The organism is Aminipila sp. (assembly GCF_032051575.1).
Taxonomy (GTDB): Bacteria; Bacillota; Clostridia; order Peptostreptococcales; family Anaerovoracaceae; genus Aminipila.
In genome coordinates this window covers 106,523-125,389 of sequence record NZ_DAMBYD010000003.1, presented here as the reverse complement: position 1 = coordinate 125,389, position 18,867 = coordinate 106,523, and the positions used below count along the sequence as shown (strand labels likewise).

20 protein-coding genes are annotated in these 18,867 nt (G+C 36.2%); 16 read left to right on the top strand and 4 right to left on the bottom strand.

Annotation, left to right across the window (positions count from 1 at the left end):
• Positions 1-2: 2 nt before the first annotated feature.
• Positions 3-935 (bottom strand): DMT family transporter, encoded by a 933-nt coding sequence (locus RTW14_RS04655; protein WP_312648532.1) that lies wholly within the window; start codon positions 933-935, stop codon positions 3-5.
• A 124-nt stretch (positions 936-1,059) separates the two neighbouring features.
• On the opposite strand from RTW14_RS04655, the gene RTW14_RS04650 reads away from it, so the two are divergent.
• From RTW14_RS04650 to RTW14_RS04630, 5 genes are all read left to right on the top strand, one after another.
• On the top strand, positions 1,060-1,629 hold the full coding sequence (locus tag RTW14_RS04650) for a bifunctional adenosylcobinamide kinase/adenosylcobinamide-phosphate guanylyltransferase (RefSeq protein ID WP_312648531.1): 570 nt from the start codon (positions 1,060-1,062) through the stop codon (positions 1,627-1,629).
• Positions 1,630-2,445, top strand: a complete 816-nt coding sequence (locus RTW14_RS04645; RefSeq protein WP_312648530.1) for an adenosylcobinamide-GDP ribazoletransferase — start codon at positions 1,630-1,632, stop codon at positions 2,443-2,445.
• Between the two features lie 19 nt (positions 2,446-2,464).
• Positions 2,465-3,496, top strand: a complete 1,032-nt coding sequence (locus tag RTW14_RS04640; protein ID WP_312648529.1) for a histidine phosphatase family protein — start codon at positions 2,465-2,467, stop codon at positions 3,494-3,496.
• A 155-nt stretch (positions 3,497-3,651) separates the two neighbouring features.
• The gene (locus RTW14_RS04635; protein ID WP_312648528.1) at positions 3,652-4,218 is read left to right on the top strand and encodes a PadR family transcriptional regulator; all 567 of its coding nucleotides are present in this window, start codon (positions 3,652-3,654) and stop codon (positions 4,216-4,218) included.
• Entirely contained in the window at positions 4,215-4,934 is a 720-nt protein-coding gene (locus tag RTW14_RS04630; protein ID WP_312648527.1) for a 4Fe-4S binding protein, read from the top strand. The genes RTW14_RS04635 and RTW14_RS04630 overlap by 4 nt, the downstream gene beginning before the upstream one ends.
• A 112-nt stretch (positions 4,935-5,046) precedes the next feature.
• Here RTW14_RS04630 and RTW14_RS04625 read toward each other — a convergent pair whose 3' ends face one another.
• Both RTW14_RS04625 and RTW14_RS04620 read right to left on the bottom strand, forming a co-directional pair.
• A complete protein-coding gene (locus RTW14_RS04625; protein ID WP_312648526.1) occupies positions 5,047-6,036 on the bottom strand; it encodes a biotin--[acetyl-CoA-carboxylase] ligase in 990 nt (329 codons plus the stop codon).
• A 14-nt stretch (positions 6,037-6,050) separates the two neighbouring features.
• On the bottom strand, positions 6,051-6,599 hold the full coding sequence (locus tag RTW14_RS04620) for a biotin transporter BioY (protein WP_312648525.1): 549 nt from the start codon (positions 6,597-6,599) through the stop codon (positions 6,051-6,053).
• A 206-nt stretch (positions 6,600-6,805) separates the two neighbouring features.
• On the opposite strand from RTW14_RS04620, the gene RTW14_RS04615 reads away from it, so the two are divergent.
• The 7 genes from RTW14_RS04615 to RTW14_RS04585 all read left to right on the top strand — a co-directional run bounded on the left by RTW14_RS04615 (position 6,806) and on the right by RTW14_RS04585 (position 14,674).
• Complete coding sequence (locus RTW14_RS04615; protein WP_312648524.1) at positions 6,806-8,137, top strand: MATE family efflux transporter; 1,332 nt, start codon at positions 6,806-6,808, stop codon at positions 8,135-8,137.
• 114 nt (positions 8,138-8,251) lie between these two features.
• The gene (locus RTW14_RS04610) at positions 8,252-8,866 is read left to right on the top strand and encodes a cytidylate kinase-like family protein (RefSeq protein ID WP_312648523.1); all 615 of its coding nucleotides are present in this window, start codon (positions 8,252-8,254) and stop codon (positions 8,864-8,866) included.
• Between the two features lie 52 nt (positions 8,867-8,918).
• Entirely contained in the window at positions 8,919-10,895 is a 1,977-nt protein-coding gene (gene metG, locus RTW14_RS04605; RefSeq protein ID WP_312648522.1) for a methionine--tRNA ligase, read from the top strand.
• Positions 10,896-10,986: 91 nt separating this feature from the next.
• Positions 10,987-12,201 (top strand): DEAD/DEAH box helicase, encoded by a 1,215-nt coding sequence (locus tag RTW14_RS04600; RefSeq protein WP_312648521.1) that lies wholly within the window; start codon positions 10,987-10,989, stop codon positions 12,199-12,201.
• Positions 12,202-12,354: 153 nt separating this feature from the next.
• Entirely contained in the window at positions 12,355-12,909 is a 555-nt protein-coding gene (locus RTW14_RS04595; protein WP_312648520.1) for an RNA polymerase sigma factor, read from the top strand.
• Positions 12,910-12,923: 14 nt separating this feature from the next.
• Positions 12,924-13,751: a hypothetical protein gene (locus RTW14_RS04590; RefSeq protein WP_312648519.1), complete on the top strand. Its 828-nt coding sequence runs from the start codon at positions 12,924-12,926 to the stop codon at positions 13,749-13,751.
• Positions 13,752-13,942: 191 nt separating this feature from the next.
• The gene (locus RTW14_RS04585) at positions 13,943-14,674 is read left to right on the top strand and encodes an MBL fold metallo-hydrolase (protein WP_312648518.1); all 732 of its coding nucleotides are present in this window, start codon (positions 13,943-13,945) and stop codon (positions 14,672-14,674) included.
• 164 nt (positions 14,675-14,838) lie between these two features.
• Here RTW14_RS04585 and RTW14_RS04580 read toward each other — a convergent pair whose 3' ends face one another.
• The gene (locus RTW14_RS04580; protein ID WP_312648517.1) at positions 14,839-15,321 is read right to left on the bottom strand and encodes a flavodoxin family protein; all 483 of its coding nucleotides are present in this window, start codon (positions 15,319-15,321) and stop codon (positions 14,839-14,841) included.
• A gap of 192 nt (positions 15,322-15,513) precedes the next feature.
• On the opposite strand from RTW14_RS04580, the gene RTW14_RS04575 reads away from it, so the two are divergent.
• Genes RTW14_RS04575 through RTW14_RS04560 form a run of 4 tightly spaced genes read left to right on the top strand, consistent with a single transcriptional unit; the run spans position 15,514 to position 18,820 of the window.
• Positions 15,514-16,581 carry a bifunctional glycosyltransferase family 2/GtrA family protein gene (locus tag RTW14_RS04575; RefSeq protein WP_312648516.1) on the top strand — a complete coding sequence of 356 codons (1,068 nt, stop codon included), beginning with the start codon at positions 15,514-15,516 and terminating at the stop codon, positions 16,579-16,581.
• 14 nt (positions 16,582-16,595) lie between these two features.
• Positions 16,596-17,549, top strand: coding sequence for a phosphodiester glycosidase family protein (locus tag RTW14_RS04570; protein ID WP_312648515.1), 954 nt, complete (start codon positions 16,596-16,598; stop codon positions 17,547-17,549).
• Positions 17,530-17,931, top strand: a complete 402-nt coding sequence (locus RTW14_RS04565) for a hypothetical protein (protein ID WP_312648783.1) — start codon at positions 17,530-17,532, stop codon at positions 17,929-17,931. Before RTW14_RS04570 ends, RTW14_RS04565 begins: the two co-directional genes overlap by 20 nt.
• Before the next feature lie 58 nt (positions 17,932-17,989).
• Positions 17,990-18,820 (top strand): TatD family hydrolase, encoded by an 831-nt coding sequence (locus RTW14_RS04560; RefSeq protein WP_312648514.1) that lies wholly within the window; start codon positions 17,990-17,992, stop codon positions 18,818-18,820.
• Positions 18,821-18,867 lie beyond the last annotated feature (47 nt).

Genomic DNA, 18,867 nt, shown 5'->3' with positions numbered 1-18,867 from the left:
TGCTATAATAATTTTCGTTTCATCTTATCTTCCTTTGAAGGCAGCTGTGCAACGATGATTGCAGCAAACATTAATACACAACCAAAGACTTCTCTGCCTGATAATACTTCGTGAAGTACAATCATACCAGATAGAACAGCAAATACCGATTCAAGACTTAGCAGTAAGGATGCGATAGTTGGGTCGGTATCTTTTTGTGCCACAATCTGAAGGGTATAAGCGACACCAGAGGATAAAACACCAGAATAAAGTATCGGCATCCATGATATTAAAATAGCATTAATGGTCGGCGCTTCTATTGCAAACATCACAACTCCAGAGAGAATAGCTACAATAAAGAATTGTATGCAAGACATTTTAACACCGTCTGTTTTAGGTGAAAAATAGTCTATAATTAATATATGTATAGAGAAACCAAAGGCACAGATAAGAATTAATAAATCCCCCATCCCAATACTGAAACCTTCTTTAATACAAAGCATATAAAGACCAATAGCGGCAACTACTACGCAACACCAGATAACTGGCCTTACTTTCTTTTTTAGGAATAATCCCAAGATTGGAACAATTACGATGTACAGAGCTGTGATAAATCCACCTTTTCCTGCTGTCGTGTACATTAAACCCACCTGTTGCAGTGAACCTGCCACAAATAACGCAATGCCGCAAGCAATCCCCCCTGTAATCAGAATTTTTCTTTCAGCCTTTTTTTCTTCTTCCGTCTTTTCATAGATAGAATCCTTTTGATTCTTCTTGTCTAATTTATCGAGCAAGAAGATAACTGGAATAAGGAAAATTGCACCCACCATATTTCTAACACATGCAAAAGAGAATGGACCTAGATTATCCATACCTTTTATTTGGGCGACGAATGCTGAACCCCATATAAGGGCAGTCAGTAGAAGTAAAATATTGGCTCTTAATTTTTTACTCATGATACACTTCCTTTACTAAATAAATATAATACCAACAAACAAATTTATTATATCATAGGGACATTTGTGATACAATAAGAGTTGCTAAAAATTGGGCATAGACCTAGAGTAGGAGAGTTGGAAAATGAATGTTTTTATTAGCGGCGGATGTAAAAATGGAAAATCTATGTATGCACAGACTATTGCCAGAGATATGTCACGCATAAAAGATATAGAACTTTATTACCTAGCAACCATGAGACCGGTTGATGAAGAGGATCTGGCTAGAATCGCAAGACATATAAAAGAAAGAGCAGGCTGGGGTTTTACTACAGTAGAACAAAGCGAAGATATATGTCAATGTTTATCTAGTGATTCTTGCTGCAAAGGTTCAGATGGCAGAACAGTTAACCCAAAAGGTGTTTTTTTGCTGGATAGTGTGACAGCACTTCTTTCAAATGAAATGTTTAAGGCGGATGGGAGCATTGATTATGATGCCTCTGACAGGGTTGCTGCGGAACTAAAGAAATTTGCTGAATTAACAGGAAATACAGTATTCGTATCAGATTATATCTATGGGGATGCGGGACAGTATGATCCTTTAACAGAATCGTATCGAAAGGGACTTGCTTTTATTGATAAGACCTTAGCAGGAATTTGTGACAGAGTGATTGAAGTTTCTTTTGGAACTGTAATAGAATATAAGGAGTTTTAGATGAAATATGTAACAGCGTTTTTTATGGCATGGGGGAATTTCTTTGCTGTGCCTTGCCCCTGTAAGTTGTGGGATAATAATTTAAGGAGATTGCAGTTAGTTTTTTTCCCGCTTATTGGAATTTTAATGGGCGCGTTATGGTATCTTTTATATAGAGGAATGGCGTTGATTAACATTCCATTGCAGCTACAGGCAGCGGTAATGACAATATACCCGTTTGCCATAAGTGGGTTTATTCATCTGGATGGCTTTATGGATTGCTGTGATGCAATTATGTCCAGACGGGAATTAGAAGAGCGGCAGAAAATTTTGAAGGACTCGCATGTTGGAGCGTTTGCAGTTATAAGTGTTGTTATACTGTTCCTTGTTTTTTATTCTGCTATGTGGGCTGCAATAGAGCCTAATGATCTAACTAATTCTGTTGGGTTGAAATCTTCTCAACTATGGGGACTGGTTCTGATACCTATTGTATCACGAGCATGCTCGGGATATGGGGTTCTCAACTTTGTTCCAATTGGGCACAGCCAATATAAGGCAAGTTATGATGAAAAAATAAACAGACAGTATGGATTCATTTTAAATTTAATGATATTTGTTACTATAACAATAGCGGCAATTATTCCTGCAATTGCAAGTTATAGTTACAGCGACATTGGTGCAGAGTCTGCAATAACTGCAATAGTGACTACAGTAATTACGCATCACGTAATGATGTTCTATGGAAGAAGACAATTAGGCGGCATGAGTGGTGACATTGCTGGTTATGCATTAACCATATCCGAATGTGCAGGAGTATTGGTGTTAGCAATTTTATAATGAAGGGAAGAATACAAACATGGACTTTATATTTGGTGGAGTATATCAAGGGAAATTAGAATATGTCATGGAACATTTTAACCTGAATGAACAGGATGTATATATTTGTGATAAAGAAACAGAAACGCTGGAAATAGATTTTTCAAAAACGGTGATATATAAGTTAGAAGAATTCACATTGGCTTGCGTAAAAAAGGGGATTGAAGCAAAGGATTATCTTAAAGAAAATCGTTTGAAACTGGAAGACAAGATTATAATCTGTGCTGATGTTTCTCAAGGGATAGTGCCTATGGACAAGGAAATCCGCGCATGGCGGGAAATGAATGGAAGGACGATGATTTACCTTACCAGCCAGGCAAATCATGTAATTCGAATGTTTTGTGGGTTACCACAGGTTATTAAAGGTGCAGATACTAAAAAATCCGATAAAGCTGAATCGTATATTCATTTTATCAGACATGGTACTACTGAAGGAAATTTAAAGCGGTGGTATTACGGGCATACCGATTTACCTTTGTTGGAGGAAGGTAAAGAATTACTTGCATCTTTGAAGAAAGAAAATATTTATCCAAAAGTACCAGAGGCAGATTTTTATACCTCAGGATTGATTCGAACAGAAGAAACTTTTCGTATTATTTTTGGAGACAAGGAACATGGCATCTTAGAGGATTTCAGGGAAATGTCTTTTGGGGATTATGAAAAGCACAGTTACGAGGAACTGAAGGATATTCCAGAATATCAAACATGGATAAGTGATGAAACTGGTAACACGTCACCACCAAATGGTGAAAGCCCTCAAGTTTTCAGAGCAAGGGTTGGCAAGGGATTAAAGCAGCTAATGGGACTGCATAAGCTAAAAGAATTCTCAGTACGGCATGCAGGTAAAGAGGCACATTCGGTAGTGGTATGTCATGGGGGAGTTATATCGGCGGTCATGTCACAAAGTTTTCCAGAAGAGGATAAGCATTTTTTTGCATGGATTCCTGAGCCTGGACATGGATATACAATAAAAATTAAAGAAGGTAAACCCGTATCCTATAGCATTTTCTAATCATGTAATAGGAATCATACAAACTGGACTAAGGGCCAGTTTGTTTTTTTATTACGGCAACATACAATTGAGAAATTTCATTTTAAAAAATGTATTGAAATTTATTTTAATAAGATGTATCATTATGATATATTATAATGATACATGAGGTGTTTATGAAAGAAAATACAGGAAAAACAAAATACATACTTTTAGGGCTTTTGGCCCACAGCCCACAGACAGGGTATACCATTAAGAAATCCATTGAATATGAACACAGTCATTTCTGGCAAGAGAGTTACGGGCAGATATATCCCACGCTGAAACAGTTAGTAAAAGAAGGACTGGCAGAATTCATGGAAGCTCCAGATAACTGCAATGGGAGGGGACAGAAAACATACCATATTACGGAAGCAGGTAGAACAGTATTGTTTAAGTGGTTGTCTGAGGCTCCAGATGTGGAAAAGCTTCGTTATGAAATCCTTCTTAAGGTCTCTTTTGGAGAAAGCACAGAACCAGAGGTTATACTGAAACATCTAGATGATTTTATTGAAAGAAATGAAAAAAATATCGAAGACATGGAGGGCTTCCTTACGTATTTTGGTAATCTTAAGGAGCAAGGTGAGGATCATACTTACAAAGAATTAACAGCTTTAAGTGGAAAGTATTTATATACCGCCATGAGGAACTGGGGAATTGAAGCAAAAAAAATAATTAATGAAAGAAAGGTTGAAAGAATATGAGACAAAAAATACGCAGAGGCATACTTGCATACAGTGCAATCTTATTTCCAATTTCTTTTATATTTTTGTCGCCATACGTTATTATCATATCTGCGATGACTGGGATTATTAATGGGAGTGCTATTATTTTTGCACTTCTGCTTCTATTTTCTATAGTAGGAAGCCGGTTATACTGCGGCTGGCTTTGTCCAGGAGGTTCAATTCAGGATATGGCTGCAAATGCCAATAATAGACCATGGTACGGTAGATTTAAGATTTTAACAAAATACATAATATGGGTGATATGGTTTTCATTTATAATTTTTCTATGGGTGAAAAATAGTCCACTTAAAATTAACTTTTTCTACGGGTTTAATGTGGAAATCATGGGTGTAATTGTTTATTTTACGGTGGTCAGCTTGATTTATTTTTTCGCACTTGCCACAGGCAAAAGAGGCATGTGTCACAGCATCTGCTGGATGGCTCCATTTATGGTGATTGGTGAAAAGGTAGCAGATTTTTTGCATAATCCCAGATTTCGATTAAAGGCTGATACGGAAGCCTGCGTTTCCTGTGGAAAATGTAGTAAGAGGTGTCCTATGAGTATAGATATTCAGAAAATGGTTCAATCAGGTAATATGGATAATACAGAATGTATTTTCTGCCTGGAATGTGTGGATAGCTGCCCTAAGAAAGCGATTAACTGTGGCATTAGCAGACTAAATAAAACTCAATAGGGTGATGGTATCACATTATGTACAGTTGAAGGAGCTGGCTTACTAAGTGATTAGTGCTAGCTCCTTTTCAGTATAAAAAATAAATCAATGAAAAAGCAATGAATGTAAAAAGTTAAATTTTTATGCTGATTTCACCAGTATTTAATACTTCACGGCTCCCATCCTCATATTCTACAATAAGCCCGCCATCATTATCGATATCTAGAGCGACGGCTGTTTGAGCGTCAGGAGTTTGAGAAGTTGATTGTTTGTTATAATGTTTAACTACCTGGATCGTTTTTCCCAGAACCATAGAGCGTTGCTTATATTCTGTTATAAAATTCCGGCTTTCAATGTCTTCATAAATCGCCATCATTTGATTAATAACTTCAGCGGCCAGTTCATTACGAGAAAAAGAAGATTGGATTGCACCTGCTTTATTTTTTATTTCATCAGGGTATCCAGACTCTGGAATATGGCAGTTGATGCCGATGCCCGAGGCAATGTACTCAATCGCCCCTGTTTCAAAGTCAGTAATGGCTTCTGTTAAAATGCCACAGATTTTCTCCTCGTTTATATATACATCGTTTACCCATTTAATCTGAGATTCTACACCACATACTTTCTTTACGGCTTTGCAAACCGCCACAGAAGCAGCTGTAGTAATTAAAACTGATTTGGAAAGATCAAAGTTAGGTTTTAGAAGTATGGTCAGGTAAATACCAGAAGAAGCGGGAGAATAAAAATCTCGTCCCAGTCGGCCCCTGCCCTTTGTCTGTTCATTGGAAATGACCACAGTTCCATGACCTACGCCCTCCAGAGCCAGCCTCTTTGCAGCTAAATTTGTAGAGTCTAAAATTTTATAAACGTGCAATGGTAAGGCAGATGCTTCTTTAGATAAATGCAGCCGTATACCCTGTTCAGATAAAAGGTCGCTATCCTCCATAAGTGCATACCCTTTATTTGTGGCAGCTTCAATAGGATACCCCTCCTTACGAAGGGCAGTAATGGCTTTCCATACTGCAGCTCTCGAAACTCCCAGTGTTCCAGCTAAGGTTTCCCCAGAGAAACTTTGCCCTTTATTTATTTCTAGCGTTTTCAAAACTTCGTCTTTGACAGACATATAAGCCTCCTTATTTATGTAATGCTTTTATCTAATGCTGATCTAAGCTTTGTGACAAGCATTGCTCCAATAACTATCTTAAGTACATCACCAATTAAAAATGGAAATACACAGGAAACAAGAGCAGTCCATAAAGGCGTGCTTGTAGAAAACATAAACCATAACGTACCTAAAATATAGCAGGCGGAAAGGCCTAAAGACATAGCAACTACATTAATATACAAATTGTTTTTCTTGTTTATCATTTCTATTATAATGCCTGTAATAAAAGCAGTCAAAATATATCCAATCAGATATCCGCCTGTAGGTCCTATTAATTTGTCAAAGCCACCTGTATATCCATGGTATACAGGTGCGCCAAAGGCACCTAATAGTACGTAGACAATCATGCTGAGAGAACCATACTTACTTCCAAGAACTCCGCCTGCAAGCATTACCGCTAAAGTGGCAAGTGTCATGGGAACAGGCGTAAAAGGCAGTGGAATAATAATGCCAGCGGTTGCACCTGTAATGGCTGCAAATATAGCACATAGTATAAAATTAGTTGTTTTTGAATATCGCATCAAATTTACCTCATCCTTTAGATTTGCATTGTTAATAATACAAGTAAGAGTATAGGGCAAAAAAATAATAATGTCAACCATATAATTTGATAAGGTTTACAATTGTTTGGTATACTTTTATGAAAAGAAAGTGTATAATATGGAAGTTTGCAGGTTCAGCCCAAAATGGTAAATTAGTCAATGAAATAAAGAGGTAATATATATAGATGGATAAATTAGAAGAATTTAAAGGAATGAATGCCTTAGTGAAGCTTTCAGGCCCTATATTTGTAGAGCTTTTTCTGCAAATGTTAGTAGGAAATGTTGACCAATTTATGGTTGGGCGGTATTCAGATGTAGGGGTAGCGGCCATTGGCAATGCTAATCAGGTATTAAACATAGTAATTATAGTTTTTAGTGTTATAAGCGTGGCGGCAACGATTCGAATCTCATTATATAAAGGGTACGGTGATAATGAAAAGGCGCAAAGTCTGTATAGTTTATCATTATGCGTAAATTTAGTATTAAGTATAGTTGTAAGTATTATTTTAGTCGTATTTTCTAAAGGGATATTCACGTTAATGAATGTACCAGAAGAGGTTTTACCACAGGCAGCATTATATTTATCATTGATAGGTGGCTTTATTGCTCTTCAAGGCATACATTTAACTTTCACAGCGATACTCAGAAGCAATGCTATGATGAAGGAATCCATGCTGGTATCTTTGGCATTAAATGTAGTAAATATTGGTGGGAATGCCTTGCTAATCCCCCATCTGGGACTTGTAGGAGCGGCTATTAGCAGTATTGCCGCTAGGCTCGCAGGCGTAGTAATTCTTGCTGTGATATTTAAGTTGAAAGTGGATGGTAGAATCAGCTTAAAATATCTGACACCTTTCCCATGGGAACAGCTTAAGAAATTATTGTTTATAGGAATACCCTCGGGAGGAGAAAGTCTGTCTTACACTGTATCACAGCTTGCTATTCAGACCATGGCAAATGGGTTTGGCAAGGCAGTAATAGTTACAAAGACTTATGCCTCTATGTTTGCTATGATTTCGTATTTATACACCAATGCTTTATCACAGGCCTCACAGATAATAGTGGGGTATTTACTGGGATCTGGAGATGAGAAAAATGTCAGGGTACAGGTTAAGAGAACGTTAATTCTTTCAATAACGGTTTCAATGGTTATATCTATTTTAATTTTTTTGTGCAGTAGGCCAATATTTGGATTTTTTACTGATAACCTGGCTATTATTGAACTTGGACATACTATCATGTTTCTGGATATATTTGTAGAATTGGGAAGATCCGTAAACATGGTAATGGTCAGAGATCTGCAGGCAGTAGGCGACATTGCTTTCCCTATAACACTGGGGATTACCTGTATGTGGATTATTGCTACATGGGGGGGATTTATGCTAGGTGTAATTTTCAATATGGGACTGGCTGGTTTTTGGATAGCAATGGGGTGTGATGAATGCATACGTGCTGTAATGTTCATAATAAGGTGGAAAAGTGGAAGGTGGAAGGGTAAAAATCTTATTTCGGAGTAGTTTTTGTCTTAAATTTATGGTAAAATATATAATTATGTAAAATATAGTAGTTGGTGTGTAAAGGTGTGTTCATAAAAAATGCTTGTTACCAATTATTATAGGTGGAGGTGCTGAATGAAGCAGAAAATAGTTACTATAAGCCGTACTTATGGAAGTGGCGGAAGAATAATTGGACAAAAATTGGCAGAAGATATGGGTGTACCTTTTTATGATAAAGCTCTTATAGATAGAATTGCAGAAGAAACTGGTTTCTCTAAAGAAATGATTGAAAATGCGGAAATGAAAGCAAAAAATAGCTTTTTATATACTCTTGCAACAAGTCTTGGGGGCAACGGTGAAGCTGGAATTGAAGGACTTTCATTAAATGATAAATTCTTTTTAGCACAGGTGAATGTAATTAGAAAAATAGCGGAAGAAGGCCCGTGTGTTCTTGTAGGACGCTGCGCAGATTATATTTTAAGAGATATGCATGATGTTACAAATATTTTCATATGTGCAGAAATGCATAACAGAACACAACGAGCTATAAATGAATATGGAATGGATGAAAGTACTGTTGAGGGTGAGATTAAAAAAATTGATAAGGCAAGAACTAATTATTATACCCATCATACAGGACGTAAGTGGGGAGATGTACTGAACTATCATCTGACATTGGATAGCGGATATATTGGGGTAGAGGACACCATTGCGTTAATTGAAGAGTTCTTGGAACGTAGAAAATATTAGTTATTAATTACCGATTCTCATTCGAATCGGATTTAAGGAAGGAAGTTTAGATATGACGACGAATAAAGGCACATATTACATTACAACGCCTATTTATTACCCAAGCTCCAACTTGCACATAGGACATACTTACTGCACAGTAATGGCAGATGCTATGGCACGCTTTAAGAGACTACAGGGATATGATGTGAGATTTTTGACAGGAACAGATGAGCACGGGCAGAAAATCCAGACTATTGCGGATAAAGAAGGTATAACGCCGCAGCAGTACGTGGACAAGATTGTTGAAGGCATAAAAGATTTATGGAAAACTATGGAAATATCGTATGATGACTTCATTAGAACTACTGAATCCCGCCATGTAGAAAGAGTGCAGAAGATTTTCATGCAGCTTTATGAAAAGGGAGATATTTATAAAGGAGAATATGAAGGGTTATACTGCACACCTTGTGAGTCTTTTTGGACAGAAAGTCAGCTGGTAGATGGAAAGTGCCCAGATTGTGGCAGACCTGTACAACCAGCAAAGGAAGAAGCCTATTTCTTCAGACTTTCGAAATATCAGGACAGACTAATTGACTTGTTTGAAAATAATCCTGAGTTTCTACAGCCAGATACAAGAAGAAATGAAATGATTGCTTTTGTTAAGCAGGGGCTTGAAGATTTATGTATATCACGTTCAACATTTGATTGGGGAGTACCCGTACCGATTGACGAAAAACACGTTATTTATGTATGGCTTGATGCACTTTCGAACTATATTACAGCTCTTGGCTATGGTAGTGATGATACGGAACTCTATGACAAATACTGGCCTGCGAATGTTCATCTCGTAGGTAAGGAAATCGTAAGATTCCATTCGGTTATATGGCCTGCAATGCTTATGTCAATGGATGTTCCTCTTCCCAAGAAGGTTCTAGGGCACGGCTGGTTATTGCTCGAAGGCGGCAAGATGTCCAAGTCAAAGGGCAATGTGGTAGACCCTGTTAAATTAATTGAAAGATATGGCGTCGATGCCTTAAAATATTTCCTTCTTCGTGAATATACTTTTGGGCAGGATGGCGTATTTACTAACGAAGTAATGCTAAAGAGAATGAATTATGACTTGGCAAATGACCTTGGAAATTTAGTTTCAAGAACAGTTTCCATGATTGAAAAATATAATGAAGGAGTAGTTCCGGATGCGTTATGTGGTACTTTCCCTGTTTGTGGTGATGAAAATTGCACAGCAGGCAAAGAAGGATTTGCTTATGATGCAGATCTTAAACAAATTGCAACAGGAGCAGCTAAAAAAGTGGAAGAATACATGGATAAGTTCCAGTTTAACCTTGCACTTGAAGAAATTTGGGTTGTAGTTAGAAGAGCCAATAAATACATTGATGAGAATGCTCCTTGGGTTCTTGCAAAGAATGAAGAAGCTAAGGACAGACTGAATACTGTAATGCACAACTTAGCAGAGACAATAAGAATCGTGTCTGTCTTAATTTATCCATTTATGCATACTACTTCAAAGGAAATTCGAAAACAGATGGGATTATGGTTTGCGGACCCTATCTGGGAGGATGCACTTGAATTTGAAATGATGAGTGGCGAACAGGTTAAGAAGGGTAATGCTATATTCCCTAGACTTGATATCGAAAAGGAACTTGCTGAGTTGGAAGAAATGCAGAAAGCTGCCAGTGGAGAAGCTGAAAATATTCCACTTGAATTAAAGCCTGAAATCGAATTTGAAGATTTTGATAAGATTGATTTTAGGGTAGGGACAATTCTTGAAGCAGAAAAGCACCCTAAAGCAGATAAACTTCTGGTTTTCAAGGTTAAGATGGGAACAGAAATCCGCCAGATTATTTCAGGTGTAGCGGCTCATTTCAAGCCTGAAGAATGTGTAGGTAGAAAAGTTATCGTGGTTGCTAACTTAAAACCTAGAGCCCTTAGAGGATTAGAATCTAAAGGGATGATTATGTTTGCAGACAATGGGGAAAAACTTGAATTTGTAAGCACAGATGCAGAAGACGGAAACACCGTAAGTTAAAGAATATAAATTAAAGCAATAGAAAATAGCTTCCGATTTGCTCTTAAATCGGAAGCTATTTTTAGTGAGACCTTAGGGTTAGGGAGATAAAATGGAATTTAAAGAATTAAATATTATGCATTCAATTATGAAGGCTTTAAGTGAGGAGGGATATGAATCACCGACACCAATACAAGAACAAGCAATCCCCAAAATTTTAAATGGACAGGATCTGCTGGGTTGTGCGCAAACTGGCACAGGGAAAACAGCAGCATTTGCTATACCCACTCTACAATTATTAAGTCAGGAAAAACAACTACAGTCAGGAAAGAAAAAAATTCGAGGGCTTGTTGTCACACCTACAAGGGAGCTTGCATTACAAATTTATGAAAGCTTTTGTGCTTATGGAAAATATACAAAATTAAACGCTTGCGTTATTTTTGGAGGAGTTTCTCAAAAACCGCAAGAGGTTCAGTTAAAAAAGGGAGTAGATATTTTGGTGGCAACACCAGGCAGACTTAATGATTTGATAAATCAAGGGATTATTGATATAAAGCATATAGAAATATTTATTTTGGATGAAGCAGACCGTATGTTGGATATGGGTTTTCTTAATGATATAAAGAAACTGATAGCTTTAATTCCCAAAAAGAGACAGACGTTACTTTTTTCTGCAACTATGCCTCCAGATATTGCTAATATGGCAAACTCCATTTTAACCAATCCAGCAAAAGTTGAGATAACACCAGTATCTTCAACTGTAGACATTATTGAACAAAGACTTTACTACGTAGATAAACAAAATAAAAAAGATTTGCTAGTACACATTTTAAAGGACAAGTCTATAGTATCTGCCATTGTATTTACACGAACAAAGTATGGAGCAGATAAAGTTGCCAGACAGCTTGCAAAGGTCAAAATTTCTGCACAGGCTATACATGGCGGTAAATCGCAAGGAGCAAGGCAGACTGCACTAAATGATTTTAAAGAAGGGAAACTACGGGTGCTGGTGGCAACTGATATTGCAGCACGAGGTATAGACATTGACGAATTATCACATGTAATCAATTATGAACTTCCAAATGTACCAGAGACTTATGTTCATCGTATTGGAAGAACTGGACGAGCTGGACTTGGAGGGGTAGCTATATCTTTCTGCGATTTTGATGAGAAGCCACTTCTCGCTGATATTGAAAAGCTGATTGGAAAGCGTGTACCGATAATTCAGGAACATCCTTATCCGTTAGTAAACAATTTTGCAACGGTTAAAGCACCAAAACCACCAAAACCACCAAGAACTAAGAAAATTGCAAGTAAAAAAAAATAAGATAAAGATAATGAAATTAATAGATGTTTAAAAGGGAGTGGGGCTTTTTTCCAGGGGAAAAGCCCCACTTTCTTTAAACATAAAAAAATGAACCTTTTTGATATAAAAATTCCCTTTATATATGGTGCACCAAATGAAAGGAGTTATAACACAATGGTTGATATTGACTTAGTTATCCGCTGCCAAAAGGGGGACGACCTGTCCGCATTTGAACAACTTTATGAAACCTGCTCGACCAAAGCTCTTCGAACAGCGTTTTCGATTGTAAACAGATATGATTTAGCGGAAGATATTCTTCAGGAAACTTTCTATGAGTGCTTTCGGGATATAAATACGCTTCGTGCTCCGGAGGCCTTTCAAGTTTGGTTTTATAGGATATTGGTCAGAAATAGCTGGAAAATGATATATAGTGAAAAAAAGTTTTCTCATGATCAGTTAGAATCCTATGAAAGCAGTATGAAAGATCCTCACAACTGTTTTGAAGATATTGAGAACAATGACCTACTTAATGTAATTAATCGGCTGAGTCTGCCCATGAGGACAACAGTGATTCTGCATTATTATAACGACCTATCTGTCAAGGAAATCGCCCGAATCATGAATTGCTTTCAGGGGACAGTAAAATCAAGGCTATATAACAGCAGAAAAATACTAGAAAAAGAGTTAAAAGCACAGTCCACGGAATTTTTTGGCACAGGATATATTTGAAAGAGGTGACGGTTTTGAAGAGTGATGAAAGATTAAATTCAGAAATTAGAAAAATTTTGTTTAGAAGGGTAGAAGGGATTCAGCCCACAGCTGGAGGTTTCAATTTAATTAAAGGAAGATTATCAGAGGGGGAAGGAAATATAGAGATTATAAAACGATATCAAGAGAGAACTTGCAGTAAAATGAGACGACCGATTGTTTCAATCTGCTGTTTTGCTCTGATATTAACAGTGTTATGTGCGGTTAACCCGTCGGTTAGGGCGTGGGGACAGGAAGGGATAACAAAGCTGATTTATGATGTGGTCAAAGGAGAAGATGGTAAGTACAAGACCGTGCAGGTTGAAACTGAAGTAAAGAAAGGGGAGGCTATTAGGCTGCTAGAGGATAAAGATATCGGATTTAAGTACAAAACACCTAATATCATTGCGGAAGATTATACTACAGGAGAAATGATTTCTGGAGATGCAACTGGTAATACGTGTTCACTGTTTTACCGTAACGGTGATGCTTCACTTGTTCTGGCAATGACAAATGAAGATTATCTGATTTATTGTGCTGAAAGAAATGGTGATAACAGGAAGCAACTTAATATTGAGGGTACTAAGGTGTATTATTATGAAGAGGCCAGCCCGGAATATCCGCTTGTGAAGGATTCCGATGGCCTTTGGACGTATGATATGACTCAGCCTCCCACTGAGATTAAAACCGATCATATGTTTACATGGGAGTACGAAGGGATAACCTATCAACTAAGAGATCAGGGGGAAAACATTTCTTACGACATCATGAAACAGGCAGTAGGAGATATTATCAAATATCAGGTTTCCGTTGAAAACAAATGATTTCAGAATGGCAATATAACAGTTAGAGACAGAGGAATATTAACAAAAAAGCTTGTAAATGCAGTAAAATACTGCATTGCAAGCTTTTTTAATATAATTAGAGTTAAGAGCAAGACTATTATTAACCCAGTAGGTGTGATAGGATTAAAGCATGGTATAAAAAATAATGCAGATTGAAAGGAAAAAAGAAAATGGATATTAAGCGGATTAGTCATAATGCTACGGCATATATTTATGACGATCTTGATGATTATATAACAAGTGTTTTTTTTATTGAATGTGAGACGAAAATATTTATAATTGACACTTTTTGTGGGACTAAGCGTATGGAACCGATTCTAGAAAGAATAAATGAGAGTTCAATAGAAAAACAAGTAGTGATTATCAATACGCATTCCCATTGGGATCATTTTTGGGGAAACTGCAGTTTTAAAAAAAATGATATTATAAGTCATGAATTATGCAGAGAATTGATAAACCAATCATGGGATGAGCAAATAAGAGAACATGGAAAGTATATATTAGGAAAAGCGGAGAAACATTTACCCAATATAACATTTAAAGAGAGAATAATTTTTCATAATGAGGGGATTGAAGTTTTTCACAGTCCGGGGCATACCAAAGACAGCATTTCTGTATTTGACCAAGAAGAAAAGATACTATATGTTGGAGATAATTTAGAAAAACCAATTATTCATGTCGAAGATTCTGATATTGGTTCATATGTAAAAACTTTGCAAAATTATTTAAATTATAAGCCTAGTAAAATAGTTGCAAGCCATACCTTATATCTGACAGAGGCTGATATAGAAGATACTATTGATTATTTGAATAACTTATTAGCAAAAAAAGAAATGAATTTTCAGTCACAACATATGGAAAAAATACATAGGCAGAATTTGAAGATTTGTAATAAATTCTAGGTAAGTTGCAATTGCCATTATAACGATAAAAAACTCCTATAACTTAATAAAGAGTCTTAATAAAGAATATAGTAGCAATTCCAAGCTTGCTACTATATACGATACAAATTTTGGAAATAAAAAGGCAATATTTTATCAAGTATTACTCATTATATACGATTTTACTAACTGATAAATTGTTGGGCCCAGATTTTGGCCTTGTCAATGCACTTTTCGGTATCTTTTGTAGATGGGTTGACGAAACTGATATCAGAGAGAACCGTATTTCCTTCAAAGACAGCCTTCATATCTTTAATGCATTTTTCTGTTGGACCACTGGCACAACAGGTAAAAAAGGCCATTTTTTTATTTTCAACATGAGCTTTCGAAGCAAACGTACGGATAGCAGGTGCAAATGTACCTGCCCAAACCGGAGCACCTACAATGATTAATTCATAATCAGATAAATCTGGTATGGTGGTAGCTAACTCAGGAGATGCCTTTCTCATAGCACTTCTGCCGCCAGTTATAAATTTCATAGGCCCTTTTACAGGTACAGGCTTTTTTAGTTTTAATTCCAAGACATCACAATGAATAGCTGCTGCTATGGTATTACTAATTAATTTGCAATTCCCCTCTAAAGAATAATAAACTATAATACTTTTCATAATCTCCCCTTTTCTGTTAAACAAATTTATTACTCGGATAATAACTAATTATCTCCATATAGTTTATATGTATTATTGCTATATAGCAATAATAAAACAAATAATTACCATACTATTGTCATGAGACTTTTATAAACCCTTCACCTTTTAAGTTTAAATTAAAAAGTGAGAGAGGAAAGTGAGGACGATTTTATGGCAGATAGAAAAAATGTTATTTTAGTAATCCCAGCATACGAGCCAGATGAGGAAATGATTCAGTTGCTGCAGAATGTAAATTCTCAGACTGAATTCAAAATTGTTGTAGTTGATGATGGCAGTGGAGAAGCCTACACACCGATTTTTGTGAAAGCAAAACAATATGCATATGTAATATCGTATAAAGCAAATCATGGTAAAGGGTACGCTTTAAAATCTGCTTTTTCATATATTCAAAGTATTTGTAAGGATGAAGCAATAATAGTAACAGCAGATTCAGATGGACAGCATAAGGTGGAGGACATTGTAGCAGTAGCACAAGCCGCTCAAGCCAGACCAGACGCACTGATACTTGGCAGCAGAGAATTTGCAGGTAAAGTACCATTGAAGAGCCGTTTTGGAAATTCAGTTACAAGAAAAGTATTTCAATTATCCTTAGGGATAAAAGTAGGAGATACGCAAACCGGATTAAGAGCGTTTCAAAGTAAACAACTATTATATATGCTGCAAATTGGTGGAAATAGGTACCAATATGAAATGAATATGCTGCTTAATTGGACAAAGGATAAAAGAACAATCTATGAACAACCCATCGAAACCATATATCTAGATAAAAATATTGGATCGCATTTTCATCCGATTAAAGATTCATATGAAATCTACAAAGACATAATAAAATTTAGTTTTTCTTCTGGAATCGGATTTCTAGTAGATTACATTTTATACTCTGTTCTAATTATAATTACACAGGGGATGCCCGTAAATTTAGGTATTGGAATAAGTAATGTTTCAGCTAGAATTGTTAGTGCAATGATTAATTATTCTCTTAATCGGAAGTTTGTTTTTAAAGACGATGGTAATGTTTTGAAAACAGCTACACAATATGCAATTCTTGCGGTTGTCATTTTAGTTCTAAATACTTTACTCCTATCACTTTTAGTAGATACTATTATACCAAACCGTTTTATAGCAAAAATTATTGTGGAGATCATATTATTTCTTTTTAGTTGTTTTGCTCAGAAAAAAGTAATTTTTAAAAATAAAATAGCAAAAGAGCAATGCTAGAAGGTTGGAAAAATATGAAAAACAGATTAGATATTAAAAGCAAAAAACCACCATATTGGTGGGCCATTACATATGGGATAATTTTAATAAGTTTTACAGCGTTTGTACTACTAAACACCTTTGTTATAAAGTCCACACAAATTCCTAACGTGAAAGACGGTGGTGTATATTCAAATAGCAATCCAGAAACAAAGAAAAGTGCTGTGACAATTAAAGAAACAAGGCCAACGACAGCAGCTATTGAAGAAACGCAATACAAGGATGATAATATTAGCATTAACGTGGCACAACAACGGGTGCAGAATACTACCGTATATGTCGCAGATATTCAAGTGAGCAACGTAGCCTATTTAAAGTCTGCATTTGCAGATAATTCCTACGGAAGAAATATAAAAGAAACAACTTCTGACATGGCAGAACAAAATAATGCCATTCTTGCAATAAATGGCGATTACTATGGCTTTAGAAATTATGGATATGTATTGCGCAATGGGACTTTGTACCGCAATACTTATGGTGATTCTGATGACGAGTCATTTGTAATTTACAATGATGGCCATTGTGATATTATAACTGAAAGTCAACAAGATGCCAATAATTTACTAGAGACAGGTGCAGTACAGATATTTTCTTTTGGACCGGGATTAATTGAGAATGGAAATCTGGTTGTCAGCCAAAGTGAGGAAGTTGAGCAGGCTAAAACAAGTAATCCCCGAACGGCAATTGGAATGATTACTCCCCTGCATTACATAATGGTGGTTTCTGATGGGAGAACGGAAGAAAGCGAAGGGCTAACACTTTACCAGCTTGGAGAATTAATGAAAAATTATGGCTGCACTGAAGCATATAATTTAGATGGTGGAGGTTCTTCAACCATGTATTTTAACGGAAAAGTAATAAATAATCCCACAGATGGAAGAAAATCAGGCGAACGTGAGGTGAGTGATATTGTATATATTGGATATTAAGGAAAAAACAAACCTAATTAAAGGGTTTTATGGCATGACAATAGCAACAGTTTTTTGTGTATTGTTTGCTGTTACATACAACCATTTTGGTCATGGAGTTCAGTCCTTTTATATGACATATATGTTTTTATGTCCCCTTATTTTAGGAATGATGTTTTATGGAGCCATTCTATTCATTCCAAAAGCCAAAAATATATCTCGTATTTCATTTAATATTTACAATTCTGGAGTTGCCACACTGACTATAGGAAGTATGTTAATGGGTATTTTTGAGATTGCAGGAACAGCCTCTGAATATGTAATAGCGTATGGAGTACTTGGAAGTACAATGCTTGCAATAGGATTTACTACATATTTTTTAAATGATTTAAGACATGGATAGGCAAAAGTGGTAATATAGGGAGATAGATTTTATAATTAACGACATGATGGAGGTAAACATGTTATTTGATTCACATACACATATAAACAATGAAACCCTTACAGAGGAAGACAGACAAGATTTAGTTGAAAAAATAGAAGCCTCAGAGCTTTCTTATGTAATGGACGTGGGCTTTAATTTAGAAAGCTCTGCATTAGCTGTGAAACACGCAGAAAAATATCCATGGTGTTATGCTGTAGTGGGATGTCACCCACATGATACAAAAGATATGGATGATATGCAGCTAATGATGATAAAAGGATTAGCAAAGAAAAATAAAGTTATGGCAATTGGAGAAATTGGACTAGATTTTCACTATGATTTTTCTGAAAGAGATGTTCAGGAGGAGTGGTTTAGAAGACAGATACAGCTTGCCAATGAATTAAAGATGCCAATCGTAATACATTCCAGAGAAGCAGATGAATTAGTTATGACTATCCTTAAAGAAGAAGGTGCCTTCTCCAATGAGCGATTAAGCTGGTTTCCTGAGAGACCAGGCCCTGACGGTGAAATGCTGCCAGATGCCCGAGTTTTACTTCACTGTTTCTCAGGGAGCAAGGAAATAGGACAGCAATATATAAAGCTAGGGGCTACACTATCTGTGGCAGGTCCAATAACTTATAAAAATGCAAGAAAGGGAGTCGAAGTAGTTCAACATATTCCGATTGAATTTTTATTGGTTGAAACTGATGCACCATATTTAACCCCAGAACCTTTTAGAGGGAAACAGAATATGTCTCCTTATGTGGAGTACACTGCTAGAAAAGTGGCAGAAATTAAGGGGATGGAGTACGAAGCTGTAGGAGCAATTACTTGCCAAAATTCTAAAAGATTTTTTGGAATTAAATAAATTGGAAAAAAATAATTAAATTATGGAACAAATTAGAAAAGAATAAT

Coding starts and splice junctions, on each gene's coding strand:
- RTW14_RS04655 (WP_312648532.1), bottom strand. CDS start 935: ATGAGTAAAAAATTAAGAGCCAATATTTTACTTCTACTGACTGCCCTT.
- RTW14_RS04650 (WP_312648531.1), top strand. CDS start 1,060: ATGAATGTTTTTATTAGCGGCGGATGTAAAAATGGAAAATCTATGTAT.
- RTW14_RS04645 (WP_312648530.1), top strand. CDS start 1,630: ATGAAATATGTAACAGCGTTTTTTATGGCATGGGGGAATTTCTTTGCT.
- RTW14_RS04640 (WP_312648529.1), top strand. CDS start 2,465: ATGGACTTTATATTTGGTGGAGTATATCAAGGGAAATTAGAATATGTC.
- RTW14_RS04635 (WP_312648528.1), top strand. CDS start 3,652: ATGAAAGAAAATACAGGAAAAACAAAATACATACTTTTAGGGCTTTTG.
- RTW14_RS04630 (WP_312648527.1), top strand. CDS start 4,215: ATGAGACAAAAAATACGCAGAGGCATACTTGCATACAGTGCAATCTTA.
- RTW14_RS04625 (WP_312648526.1), bottom strand. CDS start 6,036: ATGTCTGTCAAAGACGAAGTTTTGAAAACGCTAGAAATAAATAAAGGG.
- RTW14_RS04620 (WP_312648525.1), bottom strand. CDS start 6,599: ATGCGATATTCAAAAACAACTAATTTTATACTATGTGCTATATTTGCA.
- RTW14_RS04615 (WP_312648524.1), top strand. CDS start 6,806: ATGGATAAATTAGAAGAATTTAAAGGAATGAATGCCTTAGTGAAGCTT.
- RTW14_RS04610 (WP_312648523.1), top strand. CDS start 8,252: ATGAAGCAGAAAATAGTTACTATAAGCCGTACTTATGGAAGTGGCGGA.
- metG (WP_312648522.1), top strand. CDS start 8,919: ATGACGACGAATAAAGGCACATATTACATTACAACGCCTATTTATTAC.
- RTW14_RS04600 (WP_312648521.1), top strand. CDS start 10,987: ATGGAATTTAAAGAATTAAATATTATGCATTCAATTATGAAGGCTTTA.
- RTW14_RS04595 (WP_312648520.1), top strand. CDS start 12,355: ATGGTTGATATTGACTTAGTTATCCGCTGCCAAAAGGGGGACGACCTG.
- RTW14_RS04585 (WP_312648518.1), top strand. CDS start 13,943: ATGGATATTAAGCGGATTAGTCATAATGCTACGGCATATATTTATGAC.
- RTW14_RS04580 (WP_312648517.1), bottom strand. CDS start 15,321: ATGAAAAGTATTATAGTTTATTATTCTTTAGAGGGGAATTGCAAATTA.
- RTW14_RS04575 (WP_312648516.1), top strand. CDS start 15,514: ATGGCAGATAGAAAAAATGTTATTTTAGTAATCCCAGCATACGAGCCA.
- RTW14_RS04570 (WP_312648515.1), top strand. CDS start 16,596: ATGAAAAACAGATTAGATATTAAAAGCAAAAAACCACCATATTGGTGG.
- RTW14_RS04560 (WP_312648514.1), top strand. CDS start 17,990: ATGTTATTTGATTCACATACACATATAAACAATGAAACCCTTACAGAG.